At 68.4% G+C, this 21755-nt stretch carries 35 protein-coding genes; 32 read left to right on the forward strand and 3 right to left on the reverse strand.

Going from position 1 to position 21755, the window contains the following annotated elements; translation table 11 throughout:
- The first annotated feature begins 1 nt into the window (after position 1).
- From rplD to rplQ, 31 genes are all read left to right on the forward strand, one after another.
- Complete coding sequence (rplD, locus tag N542_RS25190) at positions 2-694, forward strand: 50S ribosomal protein L4 (protein ID WP_081795242.1); 693 nt, start codon at positions 2-4, stop codon at positions 692-694.
- A complete protein-coding gene (rplW, locus tag N542_RS0116030; protein WP_028644797.1) occupies positions 691-996 on the forward strand; it encodes a 50S ribosomal protein L23 in 306 nt (101 codons plus the stop codon). Before rplD ends, rplW begins: the two co-directional genes overlap by 4 nt.
- Before the next feature lie 28 nt (positions 997-1024).
- Positions 1025-1864, forward strand: coding sequence for a 50S ribosomal protein L2 (gene rplB, locus N542_RS0116035; RefSeq protein WP_028644798.1), 840 nt, complete (start codon positions 1025-1027; stop codon positions 1862-1864).
- A 5-nt stretch (positions 1865-1869) separates the two neighbouring features.
- Positions 1870-2151: a 30S ribosomal protein S19 gene (gene rpsS / locus N542_RS0116040; RefSeq protein ID WP_028644799.1), complete on the forward strand. Its 282-nt coding sequence runs from the start codon at positions 1870-1872 to the stop codon at positions 2149-2151.
- Entirely contained in the window at positions 2148-2588 is a 441-nt protein-coding gene (gene rplV, locus N542_RS25195; protein WP_028644800.1) for a 50S ribosomal protein L22, read from the forward strand. Before rpsS ends, rplV begins: the two co-directional genes overlap by 4 nt.
- A complete protein-coding gene (rpsC, locus tag N542_RS0116050; protein WP_028644801.1) occupies positions 2588-3451 on the forward strand; it encodes a 30S ribosomal protein S3 in 864 nt (287 codons plus the stop codon). Before rplV ends, rpsC begins: the two co-directional genes overlap by 1 nt.
- Positions 3452-3454: 3 nt before the next feature.
- Positions 3455-3874, forward strand: a complete 420-nt coding sequence (gene rplP / locus N542_RS0116055; protein ID WP_028644802.1) for a 50S ribosomal protein L16 — start codon at positions 3455-3457, stop codon at positions 3872-3874.
- Positions 3874-4128 carry a 50S ribosomal protein L29 gene (gene rpmC / locus N542_RS0116060; protein ID WP_028644803.1) on the forward strand — a complete coding sequence of 85 codons (255 nt, stop codon included), beginning with the start codon at positions 3874-3876 and terminating at the stop codon, positions 4126-4128. The genes rplP and rpmC overlap by 1 nt, the downstream gene beginning before the upstream one ends.
- Positions 4125-4403: a 30S ribosomal protein S17 gene (gene rpsQ / locus N542_RS0116065; protein ID WP_028644804.1), complete on the forward strand. Its 279-nt coding sequence runs from the start codon at positions 4125-4127 to the stop codon at positions 4401-4403. The genes rpmC and rpsQ overlap by 4 nt, the downstream gene beginning before the upstream one ends.
- 105 nt (positions 4404-4508) lie before the next feature.
- The gene (gene rplN, locus N542_RS0116070; protein ID WP_028644805.1) at positions 4509-4877 is read left to right on the forward strand and encodes a 50S ribosomal protein L14; all 369 of its coding nucleotides are present in this window, start codon (positions 4509-4511) and stop codon (positions 4875-4877) included.
- 3 nt (positions 4878-4880) lie between these two features.
- Positions 4881-5246 (forward strand): 50S ribosomal protein L24, encoded by a 366-nt coding sequence (rplX, locus tag N542_RS0116075; protein ID WP_028644806.1) that lies wholly within the window; start codon positions 4881-4883, stop codon positions 5244-5246.
- Entirely contained in the window at positions 5246-5836 is a 591-nt protein-coding gene (gene rplE, locus N542_RS0116080) for a 50S ribosomal protein L5 (protein WP_051551893.1), read from the forward strand. Before rplX ends, rplE begins: the two co-directional genes overlap by 1 nt.
- 1 nt (position 5837) lies before the next feature.
- Positions 5838-6023, forward strand: coding sequence for a type Z 30S ribosomal protein S14 (locus tag N542_RS0116085; RefSeq protein WP_011757321.1), 186 nt, complete (start codon positions 5838-5840; stop codon positions 6021-6023).
- An 87-nt stretch (positions 6024-6110) separates the two neighbouring features.
- A complete protein-coding gene (gene rpsH, locus N542_RS0116090; RefSeq protein WP_011757320.1) occupies positions 6111-6518 on the forward strand; it encodes a 30S ribosomal protein S8 in 408 nt (135 codons plus the stop codon).
- Positions 6519-6546: 28 nt separating this feature from the next.
- Positions 6547-7086, forward strand: coding sequence for a 50S ribosomal protein L6 (gene rplF, locus N542_RS0116095; RefSeq protein ID WP_028644808.1), 540 nt, complete (start codon positions 6547-6549; stop codon positions 7084-7086).
- A gap of 2 nt (positions 7087-7088) precedes the next feature.
- Positions 7089-7472 carry a 50S ribosomal protein L18 gene (gene rplR / locus N542_RS0116100; protein ID WP_028644809.1) on the forward strand — a complete coding sequence of 128 codons (384 nt, stop codon included), beginning with the start codon at positions 7089-7091 and terminating at the stop codon, positions 7470-7472.
- A 39-nt stretch (positions 7473-7511) separates the two neighbouring features.
- Positions 7512-8132, forward strand: coding sequence for a 30S ribosomal protein S5 (gene rpsE, locus N542_RS0116105; protein WP_028644810.1), 621 nt, complete (start codon positions 7512-7514; stop codon positions 8130-8132).
- Complete coding sequence (gene rpmD / locus N542_RS0116110; protein ID WP_028644811.1) at positions 8132-8314, forward strand: 50S ribosomal protein L30; 183 nt, start codon at positions 8132-8134, stop codon at positions 8312-8314. The genes rpsE and rpmD overlap by 1 nt, the downstream gene beginning before the upstream one ends.
- 1 nt (position 8315) lies before the next feature.
- Complete coding sequence (rplO, locus tag N542_RS0116115) at positions 8316-8756, forward strand: 50S ribosomal protein L15 (protein ID WP_028644812.1); 441 nt, start codon at positions 8316-8318, stop codon at positions 8754-8756.
- Between the two features lie 166 nt (positions 8757-8922).
- On the forward strand, positions 8923-10227 hold the full coding sequence (gene secY, locus N542_RS0116120) for a preprotein translocase subunit SecY (RefSeq protein WP_028644813.1): 1305 nt from the start codon (positions 8923-8925) through the stop codon (positions 10225-10227).
- Complete coding sequence (locus N542_RS0116125; RefSeq protein ID WP_028644814.1) at positions 10227-10802, forward strand: adenylate kinase; 576 nt, start codon at positions 10227-10229, stop codon at positions 10800-10802. The genes secY and N542_RS0116125 overlap by 1 nt, the downstream gene beginning before the upstream one ends.
- Positions 10803-10818: 16 nt before the next feature.
- Positions 10819-11637 carry a type I methionyl aminopeptidase gene (map, locus tag N542_RS0116130; protein ID WP_028644815.1) on the forward strand — a complete coding sequence of 273 codons (819 nt, stop codon included), beginning with the start codon at positions 10819-10821 and terminating at the stop codon, positions 11635-11637.
- Positions 11638-11785: 148 nt separating this feature from the next.
- On the forward strand, positions 11786-12805 hold the full coding sequence (locus N542_RS25200; protein ID WP_051551895.1) for a TerC family protein: 1020 nt from the start codon (positions 11786-11788) through the stop codon (positions 12803-12805).
- A gap of 28 nt (positions 12806-12833) precedes the next feature.
- Entirely contained in the window at positions 12834-13880 is a 1047-nt protein-coding gene (locus tag N542_RS0116140) for an LLM class flavin-dependent oxidoreductase (protein WP_028644816.1), read from the forward strand.
- 282 nt (positions 13881-14162) lie between these two features.
- Positions 14163-14384, forward strand: coding sequence for a translation initiation factor IF-1 (infA, locus tag N542_RS0116145; RefSeq protein ID WP_026145687.1), 222 nt, complete (start codon positions 14163-14165; stop codon positions 14382-14384).
- A gap of 27 nt (positions 14385-14411) precedes the next feature.
- On the forward strand, positions 14412-14525 hold the full coding sequence (gene rpmJ / locus N542_RS0116150) for a 50S ribosomal protein L36 (protein ID WP_028644817.1): 114 nt from the start codon (positions 14412-14414) through the stop codon (positions 14523-14525).
- A gap of 151 nt (positions 14526-14676) precedes the next feature.
- Positions 14677-15051 carry a 30S ribosomal protein S13 gene (gene rpsM / locus N542_RS0116155; protein WP_028644818.1) on the forward strand — a complete coding sequence of 125 codons (375 nt, stop codon included), beginning with the start codon at positions 14677-14679 and terminating at the stop codon, positions 15049-15051.
- A gap of 80 nt (positions 15052-15131) precedes the next feature.
- Positions 15132-15539: a 30S ribosomal protein S11 gene (rpsK, locus tag N542_RS0116160; protein ID WP_028644819.1), complete on the forward strand. Its 408-nt coding sequence runs from the start codon at positions 15132-15134 to the stop codon at positions 15537-15539.
- Positions 15540-15569: 30 nt separating this feature from the next.
- Complete coding sequence (gene rpsD, locus N542_RS0116165) at positions 15570-16178, forward strand: 30S ribosomal protein S4 (protein ID WP_028644820.1); 609 nt, start codon at positions 15570-15572, stop codon at positions 16176-16178.
- A 109-nt stretch (positions 16179-16287) separates the two neighbouring features.
- Positions 16288-17304: a DNA-directed RNA polymerase subunit alpha gene (locus N542_RS0116170; protein WP_028644821.1), complete on the forward strand. Its 1017-nt coding sequence runs from the start codon at positions 16288-16290 to the stop codon at positions 17302-17304.
- 112 nt (positions 17305-17416) lie between these two features.
- On the forward strand, positions 17417-17977 hold the full coding sequence (rplQ, locus tag N542_RS0116175; protein WP_028644822.1) for a 50S ribosomal protein L17: 561 nt from the start codon (positions 17417-17419) through the stop codon (positions 17975-17977).
- 25 nt (positions 17978-18002) lie between these two features.
- Here the strand turns inward: rplQ and N542_RS0116180 are convergent, their stop codons facing one another.
- Positions 18003-18746 carry a DUF2786 domain-containing protein gene (locus N542_RS0116180; protein ID WP_028644823.1) on the reverse strand — a complete coding sequence of 248 codons (744 nt, stop codon included), beginning with the start codon at positions 18744-18746 and terminating at the stop codon, positions 18003-18005.
- Between the two features lie 70 nt (positions 18747-18816).
- Positions 18817-19158, reverse strand: coding sequence for a GntR family transcriptional regulator (locus N542_RS0116185; protein ID WP_028644824.1), 342 nt, complete (start codon positions 19156-19158; stop codon positions 18817-18819).
- Positions 19159-19180: 22 nt separating this feature from the next.
- Between N542_RS0116185 and N542_RS0116190 the strand changes: the two genes are divergently transcribed.
- The gene (locus N542_RS0116190) at positions 19181-20062 is read left to right on the forward strand and encodes a carbohydrate kinase family protein (RefSeq protein WP_028644825.1); all 882 of its coding nucleotides are present in this window, start codon (positions 19181-19183) and stop codon (positions 20060-20062) included.
- On the opposite strand, the gene N542_RS0116195 is transcribed toward N542_RS0116190, so the two are convergent.
- Positions 20059-21732 carry an FAD-dependent oxidoreductase gene (locus N542_RS0116195; RefSeq protein WP_028644826.1) on the reverse strand — a complete coding sequence of 558 codons (1674 nt, stop codon included), beginning with the start codon at positions 21730-21732 and terminating at the stop codon, positions 20059-20061. The genes N542_RS0116190 and N542_RS0116195 overlap by 4 nt on opposite strands.
- Between the last annotated feature and the right edge of the window lie 23 nt (positions 21733-21755).

Raw genomic sequence — 21755 nt, forward strand, 5'->3', positions numbered from 1 at the left:
GATGGCTACCACTGACAAGCCCGCCGCGAAGAAGACCGCCGCGAAGAAGACCGCCGCCAAGCCGGCAACGGCCACGCTGGCCAAGGTCGACCTTCCGGCCGAGATCTTCGACGTCGAGGTCAACATCCCGCTGATCCACCAGGTCGTCGTGGCCCAGCAGGCCGCTGCTCGTCAGGGCACCGCGTCCACCAAGCGTCGCGGCGAGGTCCGTGGCGGTGGCCGCAAGCCCTACAAGCAGAAGGGCACCGGTCGCGCCCGTCAGGGCTCGACCCGCGCGCCGCAGTTCGCCGGCGGTGGCGTCGTCCACGGCCCCAAGCCGCGTGACTACGACCAGCGGACCCCCAAGAAGATGAAGGCCGCCGCCCTGCGTGGCGCCCTGTCCGACCGGGCCCGCAACGAGCGTCTGCACGTCGTCGAGTCGCTGATCAGCGCCGAGGCGCCGTCGACCAAGGCCGCGATCGCTGCCCTGGCGTCGGTCTCGGAGCGCGGCAACTTCCTCGTCGTGCTCGAGCGCACCGACTCCGTCACCTGGCTGTCGCTGCGCAACGCCCCGCAGGTGCACATCGTGGCGGTCGACCAGCTCAACACGTACGACGTGCTGGCCTCGGACGACGTCGTCTTCACCAAGGGCGCCTACGACGCCTTCGTGAACGACACCGCCCAGTCCACGTCCACCGAGGAGGCTGCCAAGTGAGCACCCTGCACAAGGACCACCGCGACGTCCTGCTCGCGCCGGTCGTGTCCGAGAAGAGCTACTCGCTCCTCGACGCGAACAAGTACACCTTCCTGGTGCACCCCGACGCGAACAAGACCGAGATCAAGATCGCGGTCGAGAAGATCTTCAACGTCAAGGTCACCTCGGTCAACACGCTCAACCGCACCGGCAAGACCCGGCGCACCCGCAACGGCCTGGGCAAGCGCAAGGACACGAAGCGCGCGATCGTCAGCCTCGCCGAGGGTGACCGGATCGACATCTTCGGAGGCCCGGTCTCCTGACCGGCGCGGACTAGAGGACTGAACACACATGGCTATCCGTAAGTACAAGCCGACCACCCCGGGCCGTCGCGGCTCGTCGGTCGCCGACTTCGTCGAGATCACCCGGACCACTCCGGAGAAGTCGCTGACGCGTCCGCTGCCCAAGAAGGGCGGCCGCAACAACCAGGGCCGGATCACCACCCGGCACCAGGGTGGCGGTCACAAGCGGGCCTACCGCATCATCGACTTCCGTCGCTACGACAAGGACGGCGTGCCGGCCAAGGTCGCGCACATCGAGTACGACCCGAACCGCACCGCGCGCATCGCGCTGCTGCACTACGCCGACGGCGAGAAGCGCTACATCGTGGCGCCGAAGGACCTGACGCAGGGCACCGTGGTCGAGTCGGGTCCCAACGCTGACATCAAGCCGGGCAACAACCTGCCGCTGCGCAACATCCCCGTCGGTACGACGATCCACTGCGTGGAGCTTCGTCCCGGTGGCGGCGCGAAGATGGCTCGGTCCGCCGGCAACAGCGCCCAGCTGGTCGCCCGTGAGGGCTCCCGCGCCACGCTGCGTCTGCCCTCGGGCGAGATGCGGTTCGTGGACGTCCGCTGCCGCGCCACCGTGGGTGAGGTCGGCAACGCCGAGCAGTCCAACATCAACTGGGGCAAGGCCGGCCGGATGCGCTGGAAGGGCAAGCGCCCGACCGTCCGCGGTGTCGTCATGAACCCGGTCGACCACCCGCACGGTGGTGGCGAGGGCAAGACCTCCGGTGGTCGCCACCCGGTCTCCCCGTGGGGCAAGCCCGAGGGTCGTACGCGCAAGCGCAAGAAGGCCAGCGACTCCCAGATCATCCGTCGCCGCAAGACCGGCAAGGGTAGGAAGTAACAGACATGCCTCGTAGCCTGAAGAAGGGCCCCTTCATCGACGACCACCTTCAGAAGAAGGTGGATGCCGAGAACGCCAAGGGCTCCCACAACGTCATCAAGACGTGGTCGCGTCGATCGATGATCATCCCGGACATGATCGGTCACACGATCGCCGTCCACGACGGCCGCAAGCACGTGCCGGTCTTCGTGACCGACGCGATGGTCGGCCACAAGCTCGGGGAGTTCGCTCCCACCCGCACCTACCGCGGGCACGTCAAGGATGACCGGAAGGGGCGTCGTCGATGAGCACCACCGAGCGCCAGCGCACCAGCGCCCGCCGCGAGACGCTCCTCGGCGACCAGCCGGGAGCCTTCGCGAGCGCCCGCTTCGTGCGGATCACGCCGATGAAGGCCCGCCGTGTCATCGACATGGTCCGCGGCATGTCCGTCGAGGAGGCCCGCCCGCTGCTCAAGTTCGCGCCGCAGGCCGCCGCCGAGACGGTCCTGAAGGTGCTCAACAGCGCCGTCGCGAACGCCGAGACCACTGAGGGTCTCGCCACGAACGACCTGGTCATCTCCGTCGCGCAGGTCGACGAGGGCCCCACGATGAAGCGGTGGCGTCCGCGTGCGCAGGGTCGTGCGACCCGGATCAACAAGCGCACCAGCCACATCACGCTGGTCGTTCAGCCCGCCGCAGTCGTGGCCGAGCTGAAGGCGACCCCCAAGAAGAGGAAGAGTGCCTGATGGGCCAGAAGATCAACCCGAACGGCTTCCGCTTGGGCATCTCGACGGACCACAAGAGCCGTTGGTACGCCGACAAGCTCTACAAGTCGTACGTCGGCGAGGACGTCGCCATCCGCAAGCTGCTCTCGAAGGGCATGGAGCGGGCCGGCATCTCCAAGGTCGAGATCGAGCGCACCCGTGACCGCGTCCGTGTGGACATCCACACCGCGCGTCCCGGCATCGTCATCGGTCGCCGTGGCGCCGAGGCCGACCGCATCCGCGGCGAGCTCGAGAAGCTCACCGGCAAGCAGGTCCAGCTGAACATCCTCGAGGTCAAGAACCCCGAGATCGACGCGCAGCTGGTCGCCCAGGGTGTCGCCGAGCAGCTGACCGGTCGCGTGCAGTTCCGTCGTGCCATGCGCAAGGCCATGCAGACCTCGATGCGCTCCGGTGCCAAGGGCATCCGGATCCAGTGCTCCGGTCGTCTGAACGGCGCCGAGATGTCGCGCACCGAGTTCTACCGCGAGGGTCGCGTTCCGCTGCACACGCTGCGGGCCGACATCGACTACGGCTTCTACGAGGCCAAGACGACCTTCGGCCGCATCGGCGTGAAGGTCTGGATCTACAAGGGCGAGGTCGCCGGCACCCGTGCCGAGCGCCAGGCCCAGGCCGCTGCTCGCGCCGGTGTCCCCGGCCGTGGCGGTGCCCGCGACGGCGCCCGTGGCGGCGCTCGTGGGAACGACCGCCCGACCCGCGGCACCCGGGCCGACCGCCCGACGCGCGCGGACCGTGGCGGCGAGGGTGCCCCTGCTGTGACCGAGGCGCCGGCCGGTGGCGACACCGCCCAGGCGACCACCTCGGCCGAGACCCCGAAGGAGGCCTGAGCCATGTTGATGCCCCGTCGTGTCAAGCACCGCAAGCAGCACCACCCCAAGCGGACGGGTGCGGCCAAGGGTGGCACGAAGCTCGCCTTCGGCGACTTCGGCATCCAGGCGATCGAGGGTCACTACGTGACGAACCGGCAGATCGAGTCGGCTCGTATCGCGATGACCCGCCACATCAAGCGTGGCGGCAAGGTCTGGATCAACATCTACCCGGACCGCCCGCTGACCAAGAAGCCTGCTGAGACCCGCATGGGTTCCGGCAAGGGTTCCCCGGAATGGTGGATCGCCAACGTGAAGCCCGGCCGTGTCATGTTCGAACTCTCCGGTGTCGACGAGACCGTTGCTCGCGAGGCCATGCGCCGCGCGATGCACAAGCTTCCGATGAAGTGCCGGTTCATTTCCCGTGAGGCAGGTGAATTCTGATGGCAGTCAAGTCTCACGAGCTCGACGACCTGAACGCGCTGGACCTCGAGTCCAAGCTGCGCGAGGCCAAGGAGGAGCTCTTCAACCTCCGTTTCCAGGCGGCCACCGGCCAGCTGGAGAGCCACGGCCGTCTGCGGACGGTCAAGAAGGACATCGCCCGGATCTACACCGTGGTGCGTGAGCGTGAGCTCGGCATCCGGCCGACCCCGGGCCAGGACACCACCGAGGCCAGCTCTGAAGGGGGCGTCGCATGAGCGAGCAGACTGCTGCTGAGCAGGATCGGAACGCCCGCAAGGTCCGTGAGGGCCTGGTCGTCTCCGACAAGATGGACAAGACCGTCGTCGTGTCGGTCGAGGACCGCGTCAAGCACGCCATGTACGGCAAGGTCCTTCGCCGGACCAGCAAGTACAAGGCGCACGACGAGAACAACGAGTGCGGCATCGGCGACCGCGTGCTCCTCATGGAGACCCGCCCGCTGTCGGCCACCAAGCGCTGGCGCGTCGTCGAGATCCTCGAGAAGGCCAAGTAACACTTCGCGCCCGTCTCAGGACGGACCGGACAAACCCCAATGAAGTTCGGCCAGGCTCGCCGCTCGTGAAGCGGTGAGAACCAGCTCGACAACCAGGAGAAACTGATGATCCAGCAGGAGTCGCGACTCAAGGTCGCCGACAACACCGGTGCGAAGGAAATCCTTTGCATCCGTGTTCTCGGTGGCTCGGGTCGGCGCTACGCCGGTATCGGCGACGTCATCGTCGCCACCGTGAAGGACGCGATCCCCGGTGGCAACGTGAAGAAGGGTGACGTCGTCAAGGCCGTCATCGTGCGCACCGTCAAGGAGCGCCGTCGTGCCGACGGTTCATACATCCGCTTCGACGAGAACGCCGCGGTCATCCTCAAGACCGACGGCGAGCCGCGAGGCACCCGAATCTTCGGTCCCGTGGGCCGCGAGCTGCGCGAGAAGAAGTTCATGAAGATCATCTCGCTCGCGCCGGAGGTGCTCTGACTCATGGGCAAGAACAGCGTGAACATCAAGAAGGGCGACACCGTCAAGGTGATCGCTGGCAAGGACAAGGGTGCCGAGGGCAAGGTCATCCAGGTGCTCCGTGAGGAGCAGCGGGTGATCGTCGAGGGTGTCAACCGCATCAAGCGGCACACCAAGGTCGTCAACCAGGGCGGCCGCGCCGGCACCACCGGCGGCATCATCACCGCCGAGGCCCCGATCCACATCTCGAACGTGATGCTCGTCGAGGACGGCGGGGTGACCCGGATCGGCTTCCGCCGTGACGAGGTCACCAAGCGTCGCCCGGACGGCTCGACCTACCAGGCCGAGCGCAGCGTTCGCATCTCGCGCAAGACCGGTAAGGAAATCTGATGACCGAGACCCTGAACGAGTCCGGCTCGGGCAACCCCGAGGCGGTCTACCCGCGTCTGAAGACCCGCTACCGCGAGGAGATCCTCCCCGCGATCCAGGCGGAGTTCGAGATCGCCAACGTCATGCAGGTGCCCGGCCTGACCAAGATCGTGGTCAACATGGGTGTCGGCGAGGCTGCTCGCGACTCGAAGCTGATCGAGGGTGCGGTCAAGGACCTCACCGCGATCACCGGTCAGAAGCCGCTCGTGACCAAGGCCCGCAAGTCGATCGCCCAGTTCAAGCTCCGTGAGGGCATGCCGATCGGCGCGCACACCACGCTGCGTGGCGACCGGATGTGGGAGTTCCTGGACCGCCTGCTGTCGCTGGCGCTGCCCCGGATCCGTGACTTCCGCGGCCTGAACCCGAACCAGTTCGACGGTCGTGGCAACTACACCTTCGGTCTGACCGAGCAGGTCATGTTCCACGAGATCGACCAGGACCGGATCGACCGGTCGCGCGGTATGGACATCACCATCGTCACGACCGCCACCAACGACGAGCAGGGTCGCGCGCTGTTGAAGCAGCTCGGCTTCCCGTTCAAGGAGAACTGACATGGCGAAGACCGCTCTCAAGGTCAAGGCCGCTCGCAAGCCGAAGTTCGCGGTGCGCGGCTACACCCGCTGCCAGCGCTGCGGCCGGCCGAAGGCCGTCTACCGCAAGTTCGGCCTGTGCCGGATCTGCCTGCGGGAGATGGCTCACCGCGGCGAGCTCCCCGGCGTGACCAAGTCCTCCTGGTAACCACCTCTACACGTTGAAGGTCGTCCGGCCCCGCCCCTGAAACGGCGGGTCGCCCGGTACGAAACCACGGCGAGAAAGAAAAACATCATGACGATGACTGACCCGATCGCAGACATGCTCACTCGTCTGCGCAACGCCAACCAGGCGTACCACGACGCGGTGTCCATGCCGTACAGCAAGCTCAAGCAGGGTGTCGCCGACATCCTCAAGCAGGAGGGCTACATCACGTCGTACGACGTGACGGAGCCCGCCGAGGGCGAGGTCGGCAAGACGCTGACCATCACCTTGAAGTACGGCCGCAACCGCGAGCGTTCGATCGCTGGCGTGCGCCGCATCAGCAAGCCGGGCCTGCGGGTCTACGCCAAGCACACGGGTCTCCCGAAGGTGCTCGGCGGCCTGGGGGTCGCGATCATCTCGACCAGCCAGGGCCTGCTGACCGACCGCCAGGCAAACCAGAAGGGCGTGGGTGGGGAAGTCCTCGCCTACGTCTGGTAACGACGAGACCGAGAAGGAGAAGAACAGCATGTCGCGTATTGGCAAGCTCCCCGTCGCGGTCCCGTCCGGTGTCGACATCGCGATCGATGGTCCGCGGGTGACGGTCAAGGGTCCCAAGGGCACCCTGTCCCACACCGTCGCGTCACCGATCACTGTCGAGCAGAGCGATGGCGTCCTCGACGTCAAGCGCCCCGACGACGAGCGTCAGAGCAAGGCTCTGCACGGCCTCACCCGCACCCTGGTCAACAACATGGTCGTGGGTGTGACCGAGGGCTACGAGAAGAAGCTCGAGATCGTGGGCGTGGGTTACCGCGTCCTGTCCAAGGGGCCGACGCAGCTGGAGTTCCAGCTCGGCTACTCGCACCCCATCACGTTCAACGCCCCCGAAGGCATCACCTTCACCGTGGAGACGCCGACCAAGCTCGGCGTCCAGGGCATCGACAAGCAGCTCGTCGGCGAGGTTGCCGCGAACATCCGCAAGCTGCGCAAGCCTGAGCCGTACAAGGGCAAGGGCGTTCGCTACTCGGGTGAGCACATCCGACGCAAGGTCGGAAAGGCTGGTAAGTGATCATGGCGATCTCACTTTCGAACAACAAGCACACCGCAGCGCGGACCAAGTCGCGACTGCGTCGCCAGGTCCGGGGACGCAAGAAGATCTCCGGCACCGCCGAGCGTCCGCGCCTGGTGGTCACCCGTTCGACGAAGCACATCACGGTCCAGGTCGTCGACGACCTGGTCGGCAAGACGCTGGCGTACGCCTCCACCATGGAGGCGGACCTGCGCGGCTTCTCGGGCGACAAGACGGCGAAGGCCAAGAAGGTCGGCGAGCTCGTCGCCGAGCGTGCCAAGTCTGCTGGTGTCGAGGACGTCGTCTTCGACCGCGCCGGCAACAAGTACCACGGCCGCATCGCGGCCCTGGCGGACGGCGCTCGCGCCGGCGGCCTGACCTTCTGATCGCGATAGATACGAAGTAGAGAGAAGAGGAAGAGTCTCATGAGCGGAGCCCAGCGCGGACAGCGTGGTGGCGGGCGCCAGGGGGGTCGTGACGACCGTCGCGGCGGCCAGGGTGCCGAGAAGACCGCCTACATCGAGCGCGTCGTCGCGATCAACCGAGTTGCCAAGGTCGTGAAGGGTGGTCGTCGCTTCAGCTTCACCGCCCTCGTGATCGTCGGTGACGGTGATGGTCTCGTCGGCGTCGGCTACGGCAAGGCCAAGGAAGTCCCGGCAGCGATCGCCAAGGGTGTCGAGGAGGCGAAGAAGAACTTCTTCCGCGTCCCCCGCATCCAGGGCACGATCCCGCACCCGGTCCAGGGCGAGAAGGCCGCGGGCGTCGTCATGCTGCGTCCGGCTGCCCCCGGTACCGGTGTGATCGCCGGTGGCCCGGTGCGTGCCGTGCTCGAGTGCGCCGGCATCCACGACATCCTGAGCAAGTCGCTCGGGTCGTCCAACCAGATCAACATCGTCCACGCGACGGTCGAGGCCCTGAAGATGCTGGAGCAGCCCGAGGCTGTTGCCGCTCGTCGTGGCCTGCCGGTCGAGCAGGTGGCCCCGGCTGCGCTGCTCAAGGCGCGGATCGAGGTCCCGGCTGGGGTGTCCGAGGAGGTGTCCTCCTGATGGCTCAGCTCAAGGTCCAGCAGAAGCGGGGCACCGTCGGCATCAAGGCCAACCAGCGCGAGACCCTGCGCACGCTCGGTCTCAAGCGCATCGGCGATGTTGTCGTCAAGGAAGACCGCCCGGAGATCCGCGGCATGGTCAACACCGTTCGTCACCTGGTGACGGTCGAGGAGGTCGAGTGACATGACGCTCAAGCTGCACCACTTGCGCCCCGCGCCGGGCGCCAAGACCCCCAAGACCCGCGTCGGTCGTGGTGAGGGTTCCAAGGGCAAGACCGCGGGCCGCGGTACCAAGGGCACGAAGGCTCGCTACCAGGTCCCGTCCGCCTTCGAGGGTGGCCAGATGCCGATCCACATGCGTCTGCCGAAGCTCAAGGGCTTCAAGAACCCCTTCAAGGTGGAGTTCCAGGTCGTCAACCTCGACCGCATCGAGGCGCTGTTCCCCGACGGCGGCACCATCGGTGTCGACGAGCTCGTGGCGAAGGGTGCCGTCCGCGACGGTCACCCCGTCAAGGTGCTCGGTCAGGGCGAGCTGACCCAGAAGGTCCAGGTGAGCGCCAACGCGTTCTCCAGCTCGGCCAAGGAGAAGATCGAGGCTGCCGGCGGCACGACGACCGTCGTGTGACATCGGTTGTGACCTGCACCAGCATTCTGGGCGCGGGGGTCCTGTCGTCAGGCAGGACCCTCGCGCCCGATGCGCATCCTGGCCCCTCGGGACCGCCTGTTAGGCTTCACCGGGTCCTTGCGAGTGAGTCGCAGGGGCCGCTTCACGCTTGGAGAAAGAGGATCTCGTGCTGAGCGCGTTCGCGAACGCTTTCCGGACTCCGGACCTGCGGCGCAAGCTGCTGTTCGTCCTGCTGATCATTGTGATCTTCCGGCTCGGATCCCAGATCCCGACCCCGGGCGTCGACGTCGGCAACGTCCGCGCCTGCGTGGACATCGCCAAGGAAGGCGACAGCGCCGGGCTGTACAACCTGGTGAACCTGTTCTCCGGCGGTGCGCTGCTCCAGCTGACGATCTTCGCGCTGGGGATCATGCCGTACATCACGGCGAGCATCATCCTCCAGCTGCTGGTCGTGGTGATCCCGCGGCTCGAGGCCCTCAAGAAGGAGGGGCAGTCGGGTCAGACCAAGATCACGCAGTACACGCGCTACCTCACCCTCGGCCTCGCCGTCCTCCAGGCGACCGGCATCGTGGCCCTGGCCCGCTCCGGCAACCTGTTGCAGGGCTGCAACCAGAACCTCCTGCACGACAACGGCACGGCCACCTTCCTGACGATGGTCGTCACCATGACCGCCGGCACCGCCGTGATCATGTGGCTGGGCGAGCTGATCACCGAGCACGGCATCGGCAACGGCATGTCCCTGATGATCTTCACCCAGGTCGTCGCGGGCTTCCCGGCCTCGCTGTGGGCGGTCGAGCAGTCGAAGGGCCCGTGGGTCCTCGGCGTCGTGCTGGTCATCGGCATGGTCATCATCGCCGCGGTCATCTACGTCGAGCAGGCACAGCGCCGGATCCCGGTGCAGTACGCCCGCCGGATGGTCGGCCGCAAGATGTTCGGCGGCAGCTCGACGTACATCCCGCTCAAGGTCAACCAGGCCGGCGTCATCCCGGTCATCTTCGCGTCGTCGCTGCTCTACCTGCCGGCGATGATCGTCCAGTTCAACCAGAACAAGAGCAACTCCGTGCTGGACTGGGTCAACGCCCACCTGGTGCGCGGCGACCACCCGATCTACATGATCCTGTTCTTCGCCCTGATCGTCTTCTTCACGTACTTCTACGTCTCGATCACCTTCAACCCCCAAGAGGTGGCGGACAACATGAAGAAGTACGGCGGCTTCATCCCCGGAATCCGGGCGGGCAAGCCGACCGAGGAGTACCTCTCCTACGTCCTGTCCCGCATCACGCTGCCGGGAGCGCTCTACCTCGGCCTCGTCGCGCTGATCCCGCTGATCGCGTTCGCCCTGATCGGTGCCAGCCAGAGCTTCCCGTTCGGCGGCACCAGCATCCTCATCATGGTGGGCGTCGCTCTCGACACGGTGAAGCAGATCGAGAGCCAGCTCCAGCAGCGCAACTACGAAGGATTCCTCCGCTAATGCGCTTGATCATCATGGGACCGCCCGGGGCAGGGAAGGGCACACAGGCGAAGTTCATCGCCGAGCACTTCAAGATCCCGGCCATCTCGACCGGCGACATCTTCCGCGCCAACGTCTCCGAGGGGACGGAGCTCGGCCTCGAGGCCAAGCGCTTCATGGACGCGGGGGAGTACGTCCCGGACGAGGTCACGAACCTCATGGTGCGCAACCGGATCGACGCTCCGGACGCGGTGTCCGGCTTCCTCCTCGACGGCTACCCCCGCACGGTCGCCCAGGTCGAGGAGCTCGACGGGATGATCAAGTTCACCGGTCACCAGCTGGACGCCGTCGTCTGCCTCACGGTCGACCAGGACGAGATCGTCCAGCGGTTGCTGCAGCGGGCGCAGGTCGAGGGTCGCGCGGACGACACCGAGGACGTGATCCGGCGCCGGCAGGAGGTCTACCTCGAGCAGACCGAGCCGCTGATCGAGGTCTACCGCGCCCGCGGGATCGTCTACGAGATCGACGGTCTCGGCGAGGTCGCCGACGTCACGCAGCGCATCTTCTCGGCGCTCGACGTCATCCCCGAGAGCTGATCGAGCGGGTCGCTGGATGGGTCTCCTCGACCGCGGCATCGAGATCAAGTCGCCGGAGCAGATCGTCGCCATGCGGGCCGCCGGTCTCGTCGTCGGCCAGACGCTGGAGCTGCTGCGAGGCCACGTGCGCGCCGGGATCGCGACCGCCGAGCTCGACGCGATCGCCGAGGACAACATCCGCTCCTCGGGGGCGACCCCGTCCTTCCTGGGCTACCACGGCTTCCCGGGCTCGATCTGCGCGTCGGTCAACGACGAGGTCGTGCACGGCATCCCCGGCGGCCGGGTCCTCGCCGATGGTGACGTGGTCTCGATCGACTGCGGCGCGATCGTCGCCGGCTGGCACGGCGACGCCGCCATCACGGTGCCGGTCGGATCGGTGTCCGCCGAGCGCGCCGAGCTGATGCGCGTGACCGAGGAGTCGATGTGGCGCGGCATCGCCGCCGCCCACCTCGGTGGCCGGGTCACCGACATCTCCCACGCGGTCGAGCGCCATGTCCGCGCCGGGGGCAGCTACGGCATCGTCGAGGACTACACCGGCCACGGCATCGGCTCGCAGATGCACCAGCCGCCCAACGTGCCCAACTACGGCCGGCCGGGCAAGGGCCCGCGTCTGGTGCCGGGCCTCGCGCTCGCGGTGGAGCCGATGATCACGCTGGGATCCAAGGAGACCGACCTCCTCGCCGACGAGTGGACGGTCGTCACCTCGGACGGCAGCTGGGCCGCCCACTTCGAGCACACCTTCACCATCACGCCCGAGGGCACCTGGGTGCTGACCGCGCTGGACGGCGGCGAGCAGCAGCTGACCGAGCTGGGAGTTCGGTTCGGAGGACGCTGACCTCGTGTGACAGGATGGGTCTTGCAGGGGGGAGTATTCCTTCGCTGCGGGTTCGTCAACACGAGTGCAAGCTCCGGACCCGCAGGTCGTCCTGGACGGCGGGAGAGACCTCTGACGACTCGTCGTCCCCCAACTGCAGGAGCTGACCGTGGAGATCTCCACCCTCGAATGGTCCGTCACCATCGCCGTGACCGTCGCCGTGCTCGCCTTCGACATCATCGTGATCGCGCGGGACCCGCACGAGCCGACGATGCGTGAGTGTGCGATCGCGCTCGCCGTCTACGTCGGCGCCGCCGTCGCGTTCGGTGCCTGGATCTGGCTCGGCCACGGTCACGAGTACGGCGTGCAGTTCTACGCCGGCTGGCTGACCGAGTACTCGCTCTCGATCGACAACCTCTTCGTGTTCATCATCTTGATGGCCGCGCTCAAGGTGCCCCGCGAGTACCAGCAGGAAGCACTGATGGTCGGCATCGTGCTGGCCCTGATCTTCCGCGCGATCTTCATCGCCCTCGGCTACCAGCTCATCGAGAACTTCAGCTGGGTCTTCTACCTGTTCGGCGCCTTCCTCGTCTACACGGCGGTGTCGCTGGTGAAGAGCTACCGCAGCCACGAGGACGAGCACCCCGAGGACAACCGGGTCGTGAAGTTCGCGCAGTCCCACCTCAACGTGGGCGAGGAGTTCCGCGGCCTCAAGCTCTGGTACCGCGTCAACGGCGCCCGCGTGGTCTCGCCGATGCTGATCGTGATCATCGCCCTCGGCACCACCGACCTGCTGTTCGCGCTCGACTCGATCCCGGCGATCTTCGGCATCACCCAGGAGCCCTACCTGGTCTTCACCGCGAACGTCTTCGCGCTGATGGGACTGCGCCAGCTCTACTTCCTGCTCGGCGGGCTGCTCAAGCGGCTGGTGTACCTCTCGCTCGGCCTCGCGTTCATCCTCGCGTTCATCGGGGTCAAGCTGGTCCTGCACGCCCTGCACGAGAACGAGCTGCCCTTCATCAACGGCGGCGAGCCCCTGGACGTCCCGGACATCTCGGCGCTGGTCAGCCTCGGCGTCATCGTCGTCACCCTCGCCGTGACGGCCGGCCTGAGCCTGCTCGCCGCGTCGCGGATGACGGAGGAGGAGATCGAGGACAAGACCTCCAGCCTGCGGGCGCCGGAGGAATAGCCGCGGGTGCGGGGGTGGTTGACCCAGGGTGAGTGATCGTCGTACGACCCTGTCCGTGCTCGACCTGGTGCCGGTCCGAAGCGACCAGGACACCGGGGAGGCACTCGCCTCCACCCTCGCGCTGGCGCGCACCGCTGACGACCTCGGCTACCAGCGCTACTGGCTCGCGGAGCACCACAACATGCCGGCGGTCGCGGCGACCAACCCCCCGCTGCTGATCGGGCTGGTGGCCGGTGCCACCTCCCGGATCCGCGTCGGATCGGGCGGTGTCATGCTCCCCAACCACGCCCCGCTGGTGATCGCCGAGCAGTTCGCGCTGCTCGAGGCGGCCTTCCCCGGCCGGATCGACCTCGGCATCGGCCGGGCGCCGGGCAGCGACCCGGTGACCAGCTACGCCCTGCGGCACGGCGCCGGTGGCGTCAGCGACGAGGCGGTGACGCACTTCCCGGAGTACGTCGACAACGTGCTCGCGATGATGGAGCCCGACGGGGTGGCGCTCTCGGTCCAGGGGCGCAGCTACCCGCTCAAGGCGACGCCGGTCGCGCGCTCCGTCCCCACGATCTGGCTGCTGGGGTCCTCGGACTACTCCGCCCGGCTCGCGGCGGAGAAGGGGATGCCGTACGTCTTCGCGCACCACTTCTCCGGGAGCGGGACCGCCGAGGCGCTCGCGCTCTACCGCGACAGCTTTCGCCCCTCGCCGGAGCTCGCCGAGCCGCGCACGTTCCTGACCGTCAACGTCTCGGTGGCGGACACCGACGACGAGGCGCGCCGGCTCGCGCTGCCGCAGCTGCAGGCGATGCTCGCGCTGCGCACCGGCGGTCAGCTGCAGCCGCAGCGGCTGGTCGAGGAGGCCGAGAAGGTCGAGCTGCCGCCGGCTCACCTGGACCTGGTCGACGCCATGGCGCAGCGGTGGGTGATCGGCTCCGCGGCGACCGCGCGGGCGCGGATCGAGGAGCTCGCCACGACGTACGGCGTCGACGAGGTCATGGTGCACCCGGTCGCGGGGGCCTTCACCGGCACCGATCCCGACCGCAGCCCCGCCCGCGAGGAGACGCTCCGACTGCTGGTCGGGTGACCTCGCGTCCCGCGTTGGCGTCGAATTAGTGTTTCGCGTCCGTTTCCGCGTAAACTGGCGTGTCGGCCCAACGTGGGTCTGCTCTGTGGTGCCTCGCGGCTGCCCGGACGCCGGATGAATCGCTCGCAGGAGCGGTCCGCTGGCATGCCGGGGATGAGGTCCAGGGAGCGGCTGCACGAGGTCCACCACCGCTCGCGGTGGAGGTTCCCGGGCCACCCGGTTCCGGCCCAGTCCGGCTCCGGTGCACCACGGTAGACAACCGATCGACAGATTGTGGAGGACATGCCGAAGAAAGAAGGCGTGATCGAGCTCGAGGGCACCATTACGGAAGCCCTGCCGAATGCCATGTTCCGCGTCGAGCTGAGCAATGGGCACAAGGTCCTCGCCCACATCAGCGGCAAGATGCGTCAGCACTACATCCGGATCCTCCCCGAGGACCGCGTGGTGGTGGAGCTCTCGCCGTACGACCTCACCCGGGGTCGGATCGTCTACCGCTACAAGTAGCAACCAGCCACGAAAGGACCTCCCTCCGTGAAGGTCAAGCCGAGCGTCAAGGCGATCTGCGACAAGTGCAAGGTGATTCGTCGCCACGGCCGCGTCATGGTGATCTGCGAGAACCCGCGTCACAAGCAGCGCCAGGGCTGATCCAGCCCGCCACCACCGCAACAACCTCAACGTGATCGCTTAGGACCGCAGGGTCCGAATCACCTCCGGAGCAGAAGGCCGGAGCCCGTCCGACGAGGGCCGGGACGCGACACGACAGACACCTCTGTGAAACTGAGAAGGAAACCGCCACATGGCACGCCTCGTTGGTGTTGACCTCCCGCGCGACAAGCGCATCGAGATTGCACTTACCTACATCTACGGCATCGGCCGTACCCGTGCCCAGCAGCTGCTCGAGACCACCGGGGTCAGCCCCGACCTCCGGGTGCACGAGCTGGGCGACGAAGAGCTGGTCAAGCTCCGCGACGCGATCGAGTCCAACTTCAAGATCGAGGGTGACCTCCGTCGCGAGGTCCAGGCAGACATCCGCCGCAAGATCGAGATCGGCAGCTACCAGGGTCGCCGTCACCGCCAGGGCCTCCCGGTCCGCGGCCAGCGCACCAAGACCAACGCTCGTACCCGCAAGGGCCCGAAGCGCACGGTTGCCGGCAAGAAGAAGGCCAAGTGATCGATCCCGGCCCGCTCGCATGAGCTGTCGGATCTCACTGCCTTCCCACTCACAGACCAGCTACTTCAGGAGATAACTGCATGCCTCCCAAGAGCCGCACCGCGGCCGGCGCCAAGAAGGTGCGCCGCAAGGAGAAGAAGAACGTCGCCGTGGGCGAAGCCCACATCAAGAGCACGTTCAACAACACGATCGTCACGATCACCGACCCCACCGGGGCGGTCATCTCGTGGGCCTCGGCCGGCACCGTCGGCTTCAAGGGCTCCCGCAAGTCCACCCCGTTCGCCGCACAGATGGCCGCTGAGGCTGCCGGACGCCGGGCGATGGAGCACGGCATGAAGAAGATCGACGTCTTCGTCAAGGGTCCGGGTTCGGGCCGCGAGACGGCGATCCGGTCGCTGGGTGCGATCGGCCTCGAGGTCGGCACCATCCAGGACGTCACGCCCACGCCCCACAACGGCTGCCGCCCGCCCAAGCGCCGCCGCGTCTGATCAGCGACCGAGAACAGGAGACTTGTAGAAATGGCCCGTTACACCGGTCCCATGACCCGGAAGTCGCGCCGCCTCGGCGTTGACCTCGTCGGTGGCGACTCGTCCTTCGAGCGTCGCCCCTACCCCCCCGGCCAGCACGGCCGGGCACGCATCAAGGAGAGCGAGTACCGCTCGCAGCTCCAGGAGAAGCAGAAGGCTCGCTTCACCTACGGCGTGATGGAGAAGCAGTTCCACAACTACTACGTCGAGGCCTCGCGTCGCGCGGGCAAGACCGGCGACAACCTGCTGCAGCTGCTCGAGTGCCGCCTCGACAACGTGGTCTACCGCGCCGGGTTCGCCCGCACGCGTCGCCACGCCCGTCAGCTGGTCAACCACGGCCACTTCACGGTGAACGGCAAGAAGGTCAACATCCCGTCCTTCCAGGTCACTGCTCACGACGTCATCGACGTGCGCGAGAAGTCGCTGGAGATGACGCCGTTCATCGTGGCTCGTGAGACCCACGGCGAGCGCATCGTCCCCGCCTGGCTCGAGGCCATCCCGTCGCGGATGCGCGTCCTCGTGCACCAGGTCCCGGTCCGGGCGCAGATCGACCTGCCGGTCCAGGAGCAGCTCATCGTCGAGTACTACTCGAAGAAGTGACACCCGGGCTCCTGTCCCGTCTCGGGGCGGGACAGGAGCCAACCATCCTTCCGTCACCAGCACATTCGGGCCTGTCAAATAGCGGGTAGGTCCGGAAAGGAAAGAACCAGTGCTCATCGCACAGCGCCCCACCCTGTCGGAAGAGTCCGTCGACGAGTTCCGCTCGCGGTTCGTGATCGAGCCGCTGGAGCCCGGCTTCGGCTACACGCTCGGCAACTCGCTGCGCCGTACGCTCCTGAGCTCCATCCCGGGTGCGTCGGTCACCAGCATCAAGGTCGACACCGTCCTCCACGAGTTCTCGACGATCGAGGGCGTCAAGGAAGACGTCACCGAGATCATCCTCAACCTGAAGGGTCTGGTCGTCTCCTCGGAGCACGACGAGCCCGTCACCATGTACCTGCGCAAGTCGGGTGCTGGCGACGTCACCGCCGCTGACATCGCGCCGCCGGCCGGTGTCGAGGTGCACAACCCGGACCTCAAGATCGCCACGCTGTCCGACAAGGGCAAGCTGGAGATGGAGCTGGTCGTGGAGCGTGGCCGTGGCTACGTCTCCGCCGTCCAGAACAAGGGTGGCGACAACGAGATCGGCCGGATGCCGGTTGACTCGATCTACAGCCCCGTGCTGAAGGTGACCTACAAGGTCGAGGCGACCCGTGTCGAGCAGCGCACCGACTTCGACAAGCTCGTCATCGACGTCGAGACCAAGCCGTCGATCCGTCCCCGCGACGCGATCGCCTCGGCCGGCAAGACGCTGGTCGAGCTCTTCGGCCTGGCCCGCGAGCTCAACGTCGAGGCCGAGGGCATCGACATCGGCCCGTCGCCCGTCGACGAGCAGCTGGCTGCCGACCTCGCCCTCCCGGTCGAGGACCTGCAGCTGACGGTCCGGTCGTACAACTGCCTCAAGCGCGAGGGCATCCACACCGTGGGTGAGCTCATCAGCCGCTCGGAGCAGGACCTCCTCGACATCCGCAACTTCGGTGCGAAGTCGATCGACGAGGTCAAGGCCAAGCTGGTCGAGATGGGTCTGTCCCTCAAGGACAGCGCGCCCGGCTTCGACCCGCAGGCCGCCCTCGCGGCGTACGGCGACGACGAGGACGACGCGTTCGTCGAGGACGAGCAGTACTGATCCGCTCCTGAGGCAGGCGCTCGTGCGCCTGCCTCAGACCAGCCAAACCGACCAGCGACCGCTGGTCGTCTACCCCGGTACCTGACACGGCCGGAGAGAAAAGAGAGAAACGATGCCCAAGCCCACCAAGGGTCCCCGCCTCGGCGGTAGCGCCGCTCACCAGCGCCTGATCCTGTCGAACCTCTCGACCCAGCTCTTCGAGCACGGCCGGATCACGACGACCGAGGCCCGGGCCCGCGCCCTGCGTCCGGTCGCCGAGAAGCTGATCACGAAGGCCAAGAAGGGCGACCTGCACAACCGTCGCGAGGTCCTCAAGACCATCCGCGACAAGTCGGTCGTCCACGTGCTCTTCACCGAGATCGCGGTCACCTTCGCCGAGCGTCCGGGTGGCTACACCCGGATCACCAAGATCGGTCCGCGCAAGGGCGACAACGCCCCCATGGCGGTCATCGAGCTCGTGACCGAGGCCTACAAGCCGTCGGCGCCGAAGGCGAAGAAGGCCGCTCCGGCCGCTGCCGACCCGGCTCCGGTCGAGGAGACCGCCGTCGAGGACGCGCCGACCGAGCTGGCCGAGGAGGCGTCGCCCGAGGGCAGCGTCGTCGCGGAGGAGCAGGCCGCAGCGGACGAGCAGGACACAGCGGAGACCGAGGCCGAGGGCGACGACACCAAGTAGCCCCCAGCACTCAGCCGAAGGCCCGTCACCCGAGAAGGTGGCGGGCCTTCGTCGTGCCGACCGGGCGCCCGCCGAGGTCGGCCCGCTGGCCGGCGGCCCAGCCGTCGGCGGCGCCGGAGCCGGACAGCGAGCGTGCCCGGGCCGTGCCCAGCCGGGGGTAGGCCGCGTGCATCGTCGACTCCACCTGCGCGGAGCGATCGGCGAGCACGAGACCGGAGGACCGCCCGGCGGCGGCGAACCGCTGCGCCGCCTCGGTCTCCGCGCGCGCCTCGGTGTCAGCCAGCCGGTGGCCGACCGCCATCCGGAAGCCAGCCAGCCACGAGCGCCGGAAGGCCGCAGCGTGCTCGGTCGGCGGGACCGGTGTCCGCGCCAGTCCGGTGGCGCTCTGGAGCAGCAGGCTGGTGTAGAGCAGCTCGGTGCGCTCGAGGTCCGAGGCGTGCCCGAACAGGTGCGCCGAGCGCTCCTTGCCGCGTGCGGTGGTCCGGGTCCGGACCACCGCGCGACACCGCAGGTGGGCGGCGACCGTGGAGAGCAGGTCGGCCTTGTCGGCGGCGTACGGCGCGTCGAGGTCGAGCACCCGGTCGCCCACCGGGTCCGAGCCCGGATCGGTGGCCGCCAGCAGGGCCCGGTCGATGCCGTAGTCGGCGATGAGCTGGGCCGCCTTGGCGGTGTAGGTCTCGGCCTCGTGCGCGGTCGCCGCCGGGTCCTCGGCGAGCGCCAGGAGCTTGCGCACCTTGGCGAGGATCGGGTGGTCGTCGGTCGTGGTCATGTGCCCTCCGTGGCGTCGTCCTGGTCGTGGGGGACACCCTGGCAGCGACCGGGGACAGCCGACCCGACTGCTACCAGGACTCCTCGACCAGGCGACCGGCCTCGGGGAGGGACAGGCCGAGGCGACGTGCGGTGGCGACGTACGCCGCCGCGGCCGCCCGGGCGTCGGCGCTCGCGCCCGAGATGGTGCTGCCGCGGCGTCCCTCGGTCGTCACCACGCCGTCGTTCTCCAACGTCCGGTAGGCCTTGGCGACGGTGTTGACCGCGACTCCGAGCTCGGCCGCGAGCGCGCGGACGGTCGGCAGCCGGGTGCCGGTGGGCAGGTCCCCGGACGCGGCGCGGGCGGCGATCTGCAGGCGCAGCTGCTCGGAGGGTGGGGTCGCCGAGGCCGGGTCGAGCGGGTGGATCTGCATGGACGCATGGTAGAGACGTCCCATGAGTCCCGAGGTGCTTGTGGTGGGGGAGTCCCTCATCGACATCGTCCATGCCGCCGACGGATCGACGCGGGAGTACGCCGGCGGCAGCGCCGCCAACGTGGCGGTGGCGCTGGCTCGCCTGGGCCGACCGGTGCGGTTCGTGACGGCGTGGGGCGACGACGCCCGTGGGCAGGTGCTCGCCGACCACCTCGAGGCCGCCGGCGTACGGCTGGCGAGCGAGCCGCACGCACTGGCCCGGACCGCGACCGCGGCGGCGACCATCGGGGCCGACGGCGCGGCGTCGTACGTCTTCGACCTGGACTGGCGGATCCACGAGGTCGCTCCCGGTGCCCCGGCGTTCGTGCACCTGTGCTCGCTGGGGGCGGTCCTCGAGCCGGGGGCCGACCAGGTCCTCGAGCTGGTGAGCGGGCTGCGGGCGGGTGCGACCGTCAGCTATGACATCAACGCGCGGCCGGCCATCACGGGCACCGGCCCCGAGCTGGTCGCCCGGGTCGAGCGGATGGTCGGCATCGCGGACCTGGTCAAGGCCTCCGACGAGGACCTGGCCAGCCTCTACCCCGGCCACGACCTCGAGGAGGCGGCCGCCCACCTGCTCACCCTCGGCCCCACCGCAGTCGTCGTGACCCGGGGTGGCGACGGCGCGACGTGGGTCGGCACCGGTGGCACCGTCGAGGTCGCGTCGCTGCCGGTCGAGGTGGCCGACACGATCGGCGCCGGCGACACCTTCGGTGCGGCCGTGATCGACGCCCTGTGGGACCGCGGCCCGCTGGCCGCACTGTCGCGCGAGGAGATCGCGGACGTGCTCGCCTTCGCCGCCCGCGCGGCGGCGGTGACCGTGTCACGACCGGGCGCGGACCCGCCGTACCGCGCCGAGCTCTAGACCGTCGTCGCGTCGGGAGCCGGCGCCAGCCAGGCGTGGACCAGGGGGACGACGGACGCGCCCTCGCCGCTCGCGGACGCCACCCGCTTCATCGAGCCGGCGCGGATGTCGCCGGCGGCGAAGATGCCGGGCACCGTGGTCGCGAGGCTCTCGGGCGGCAGGCCGTCGATCCAGCGCTCCTTGGGCACGTCGCGGCCGGTGAGCACGAAGCCGCGGTCGTCGCGGGCGACCTCGGGCGGCAGCCACTCGCAGCGCGGCTCGGCGCCCAGCAGCAGGAAGAGGCCGTACGCCGGGACGCGCTCGCGCTCACCGGTGCGGACGTCCTCGAGCCCGAGCCACTCCAGGCGACCGTCCCCGCCGCCGTCGACGACGGTCGTGCAGGTGCGCACGGAGATGCGGGAGTTGTACTCGATCTCGCCGATCAGGTACTGCGACATGGTCTCGGCCAGGTCCGGTCGGCGCACCAGGATCGTGACCGAGCGGGCGAACCGGGCCAGGTGCACGGCCGCCTGCCCGGCGGAGTTGCCGCCGCCGACGACGTACACGTCCTGCCCCTCCATCTCGCGGGCGGCCGTCATCGCGGCGCCGTAGTAGACGCCGATGCCGACGAGCTCCTCGAGCGGCTCGACCCGCAGCTTGCGGTAGGCGACGCCGCTCGCGATCACCACCGAGCGTGCGCGCACCTCGCCCGTGTCGGTGCAGACGACGTGCGGCTCGCCGTCGCGCCCGGGACGCACGGCGTCGACGACCTGGCCGGTGAAGAACCGGGTGCCGAAGCGCAGCGCCTGGTTGCGGGCCCGGAGGGCGAGGCGCATCCCGGAGATGCCGCGGGGGAAGCCGAGGTAGTTGCGGATCATCGAGCTGGTGCCGGCCTGGCCCCCGACCGCCTCGGCCTCCAGGATGACGGTGCTCAGACCCTCGGAGGCGGAGTAGACCGCGGCCGCGAGGCCCGCGGGACCGCCACCGACGACGGCCACGTCGACGACGTGGTCGAGGTCGAGCGCGGTCGGCGCGCCGTACAGCGCGATCGCGACGTCGCGGACGCTCGTCGCGTGGACGACCGGACGGTTGAGCGGGTAGACGAGCGGGTACGCGGGCTCGCCCTCCCACCTCTCGAGCACGTGGCGACCGCCGTCGGAGTCGGGCGGGTAGACGGTGCTCGCCATCCCCATCCGGTCGAGGAAGTCGCGGATGCCGAGGGTCAGCGCGTCGCGCGTGGGCGAGATGATCTTGACCGACACGACCTCCGGGTCGGGGACCGTCGAGCCCCAGTCGGAGAGCAGGTCGGTGATCGCGTTGTGGAACTCTTCGTCGCGTACGCCGCGCGGCATCAGCAGGTAGGCGTCGTACTTGCCCTTGGCCATCCCGGCGCGCAGCGCCGGCCCATCGGTGAGGAAGCGGTCCCAGTGCGCGGCGACGAGCCGGCGCGCGGTCGGCACCTTCTCGCGCAGCTTGTGGAAGCACTGCAGGACCTCGGCGTCGGGCAGCACGGACTCGCTCGCGAAGAGCGCGACCGTGCCGCCCTCGGCGACGATGTCGTGGGTCGTCTGCAGCGCCTCCTGGCAGGAGCGGGCGACCCGGACGTCGTACTCCGCCTGGTAGCGGGCGAAGCCGGCGAGCATCTGGTCGGTGTGTTCCTCGGAGATGAGGACGATCGAGGGACTGGGCACGGGACAAGCGTAGGTAGCAGCGC

The sequence above is a fragment of the Nocardioides sp. URHA0020 genome (genome assembly GCF_000620705.1).
Taxonomy (GTDB): Bacteria; Actinomycetota; Actinomycetes; order Propionibacteriales; family Nocardioidaceae; genus Nocardioides.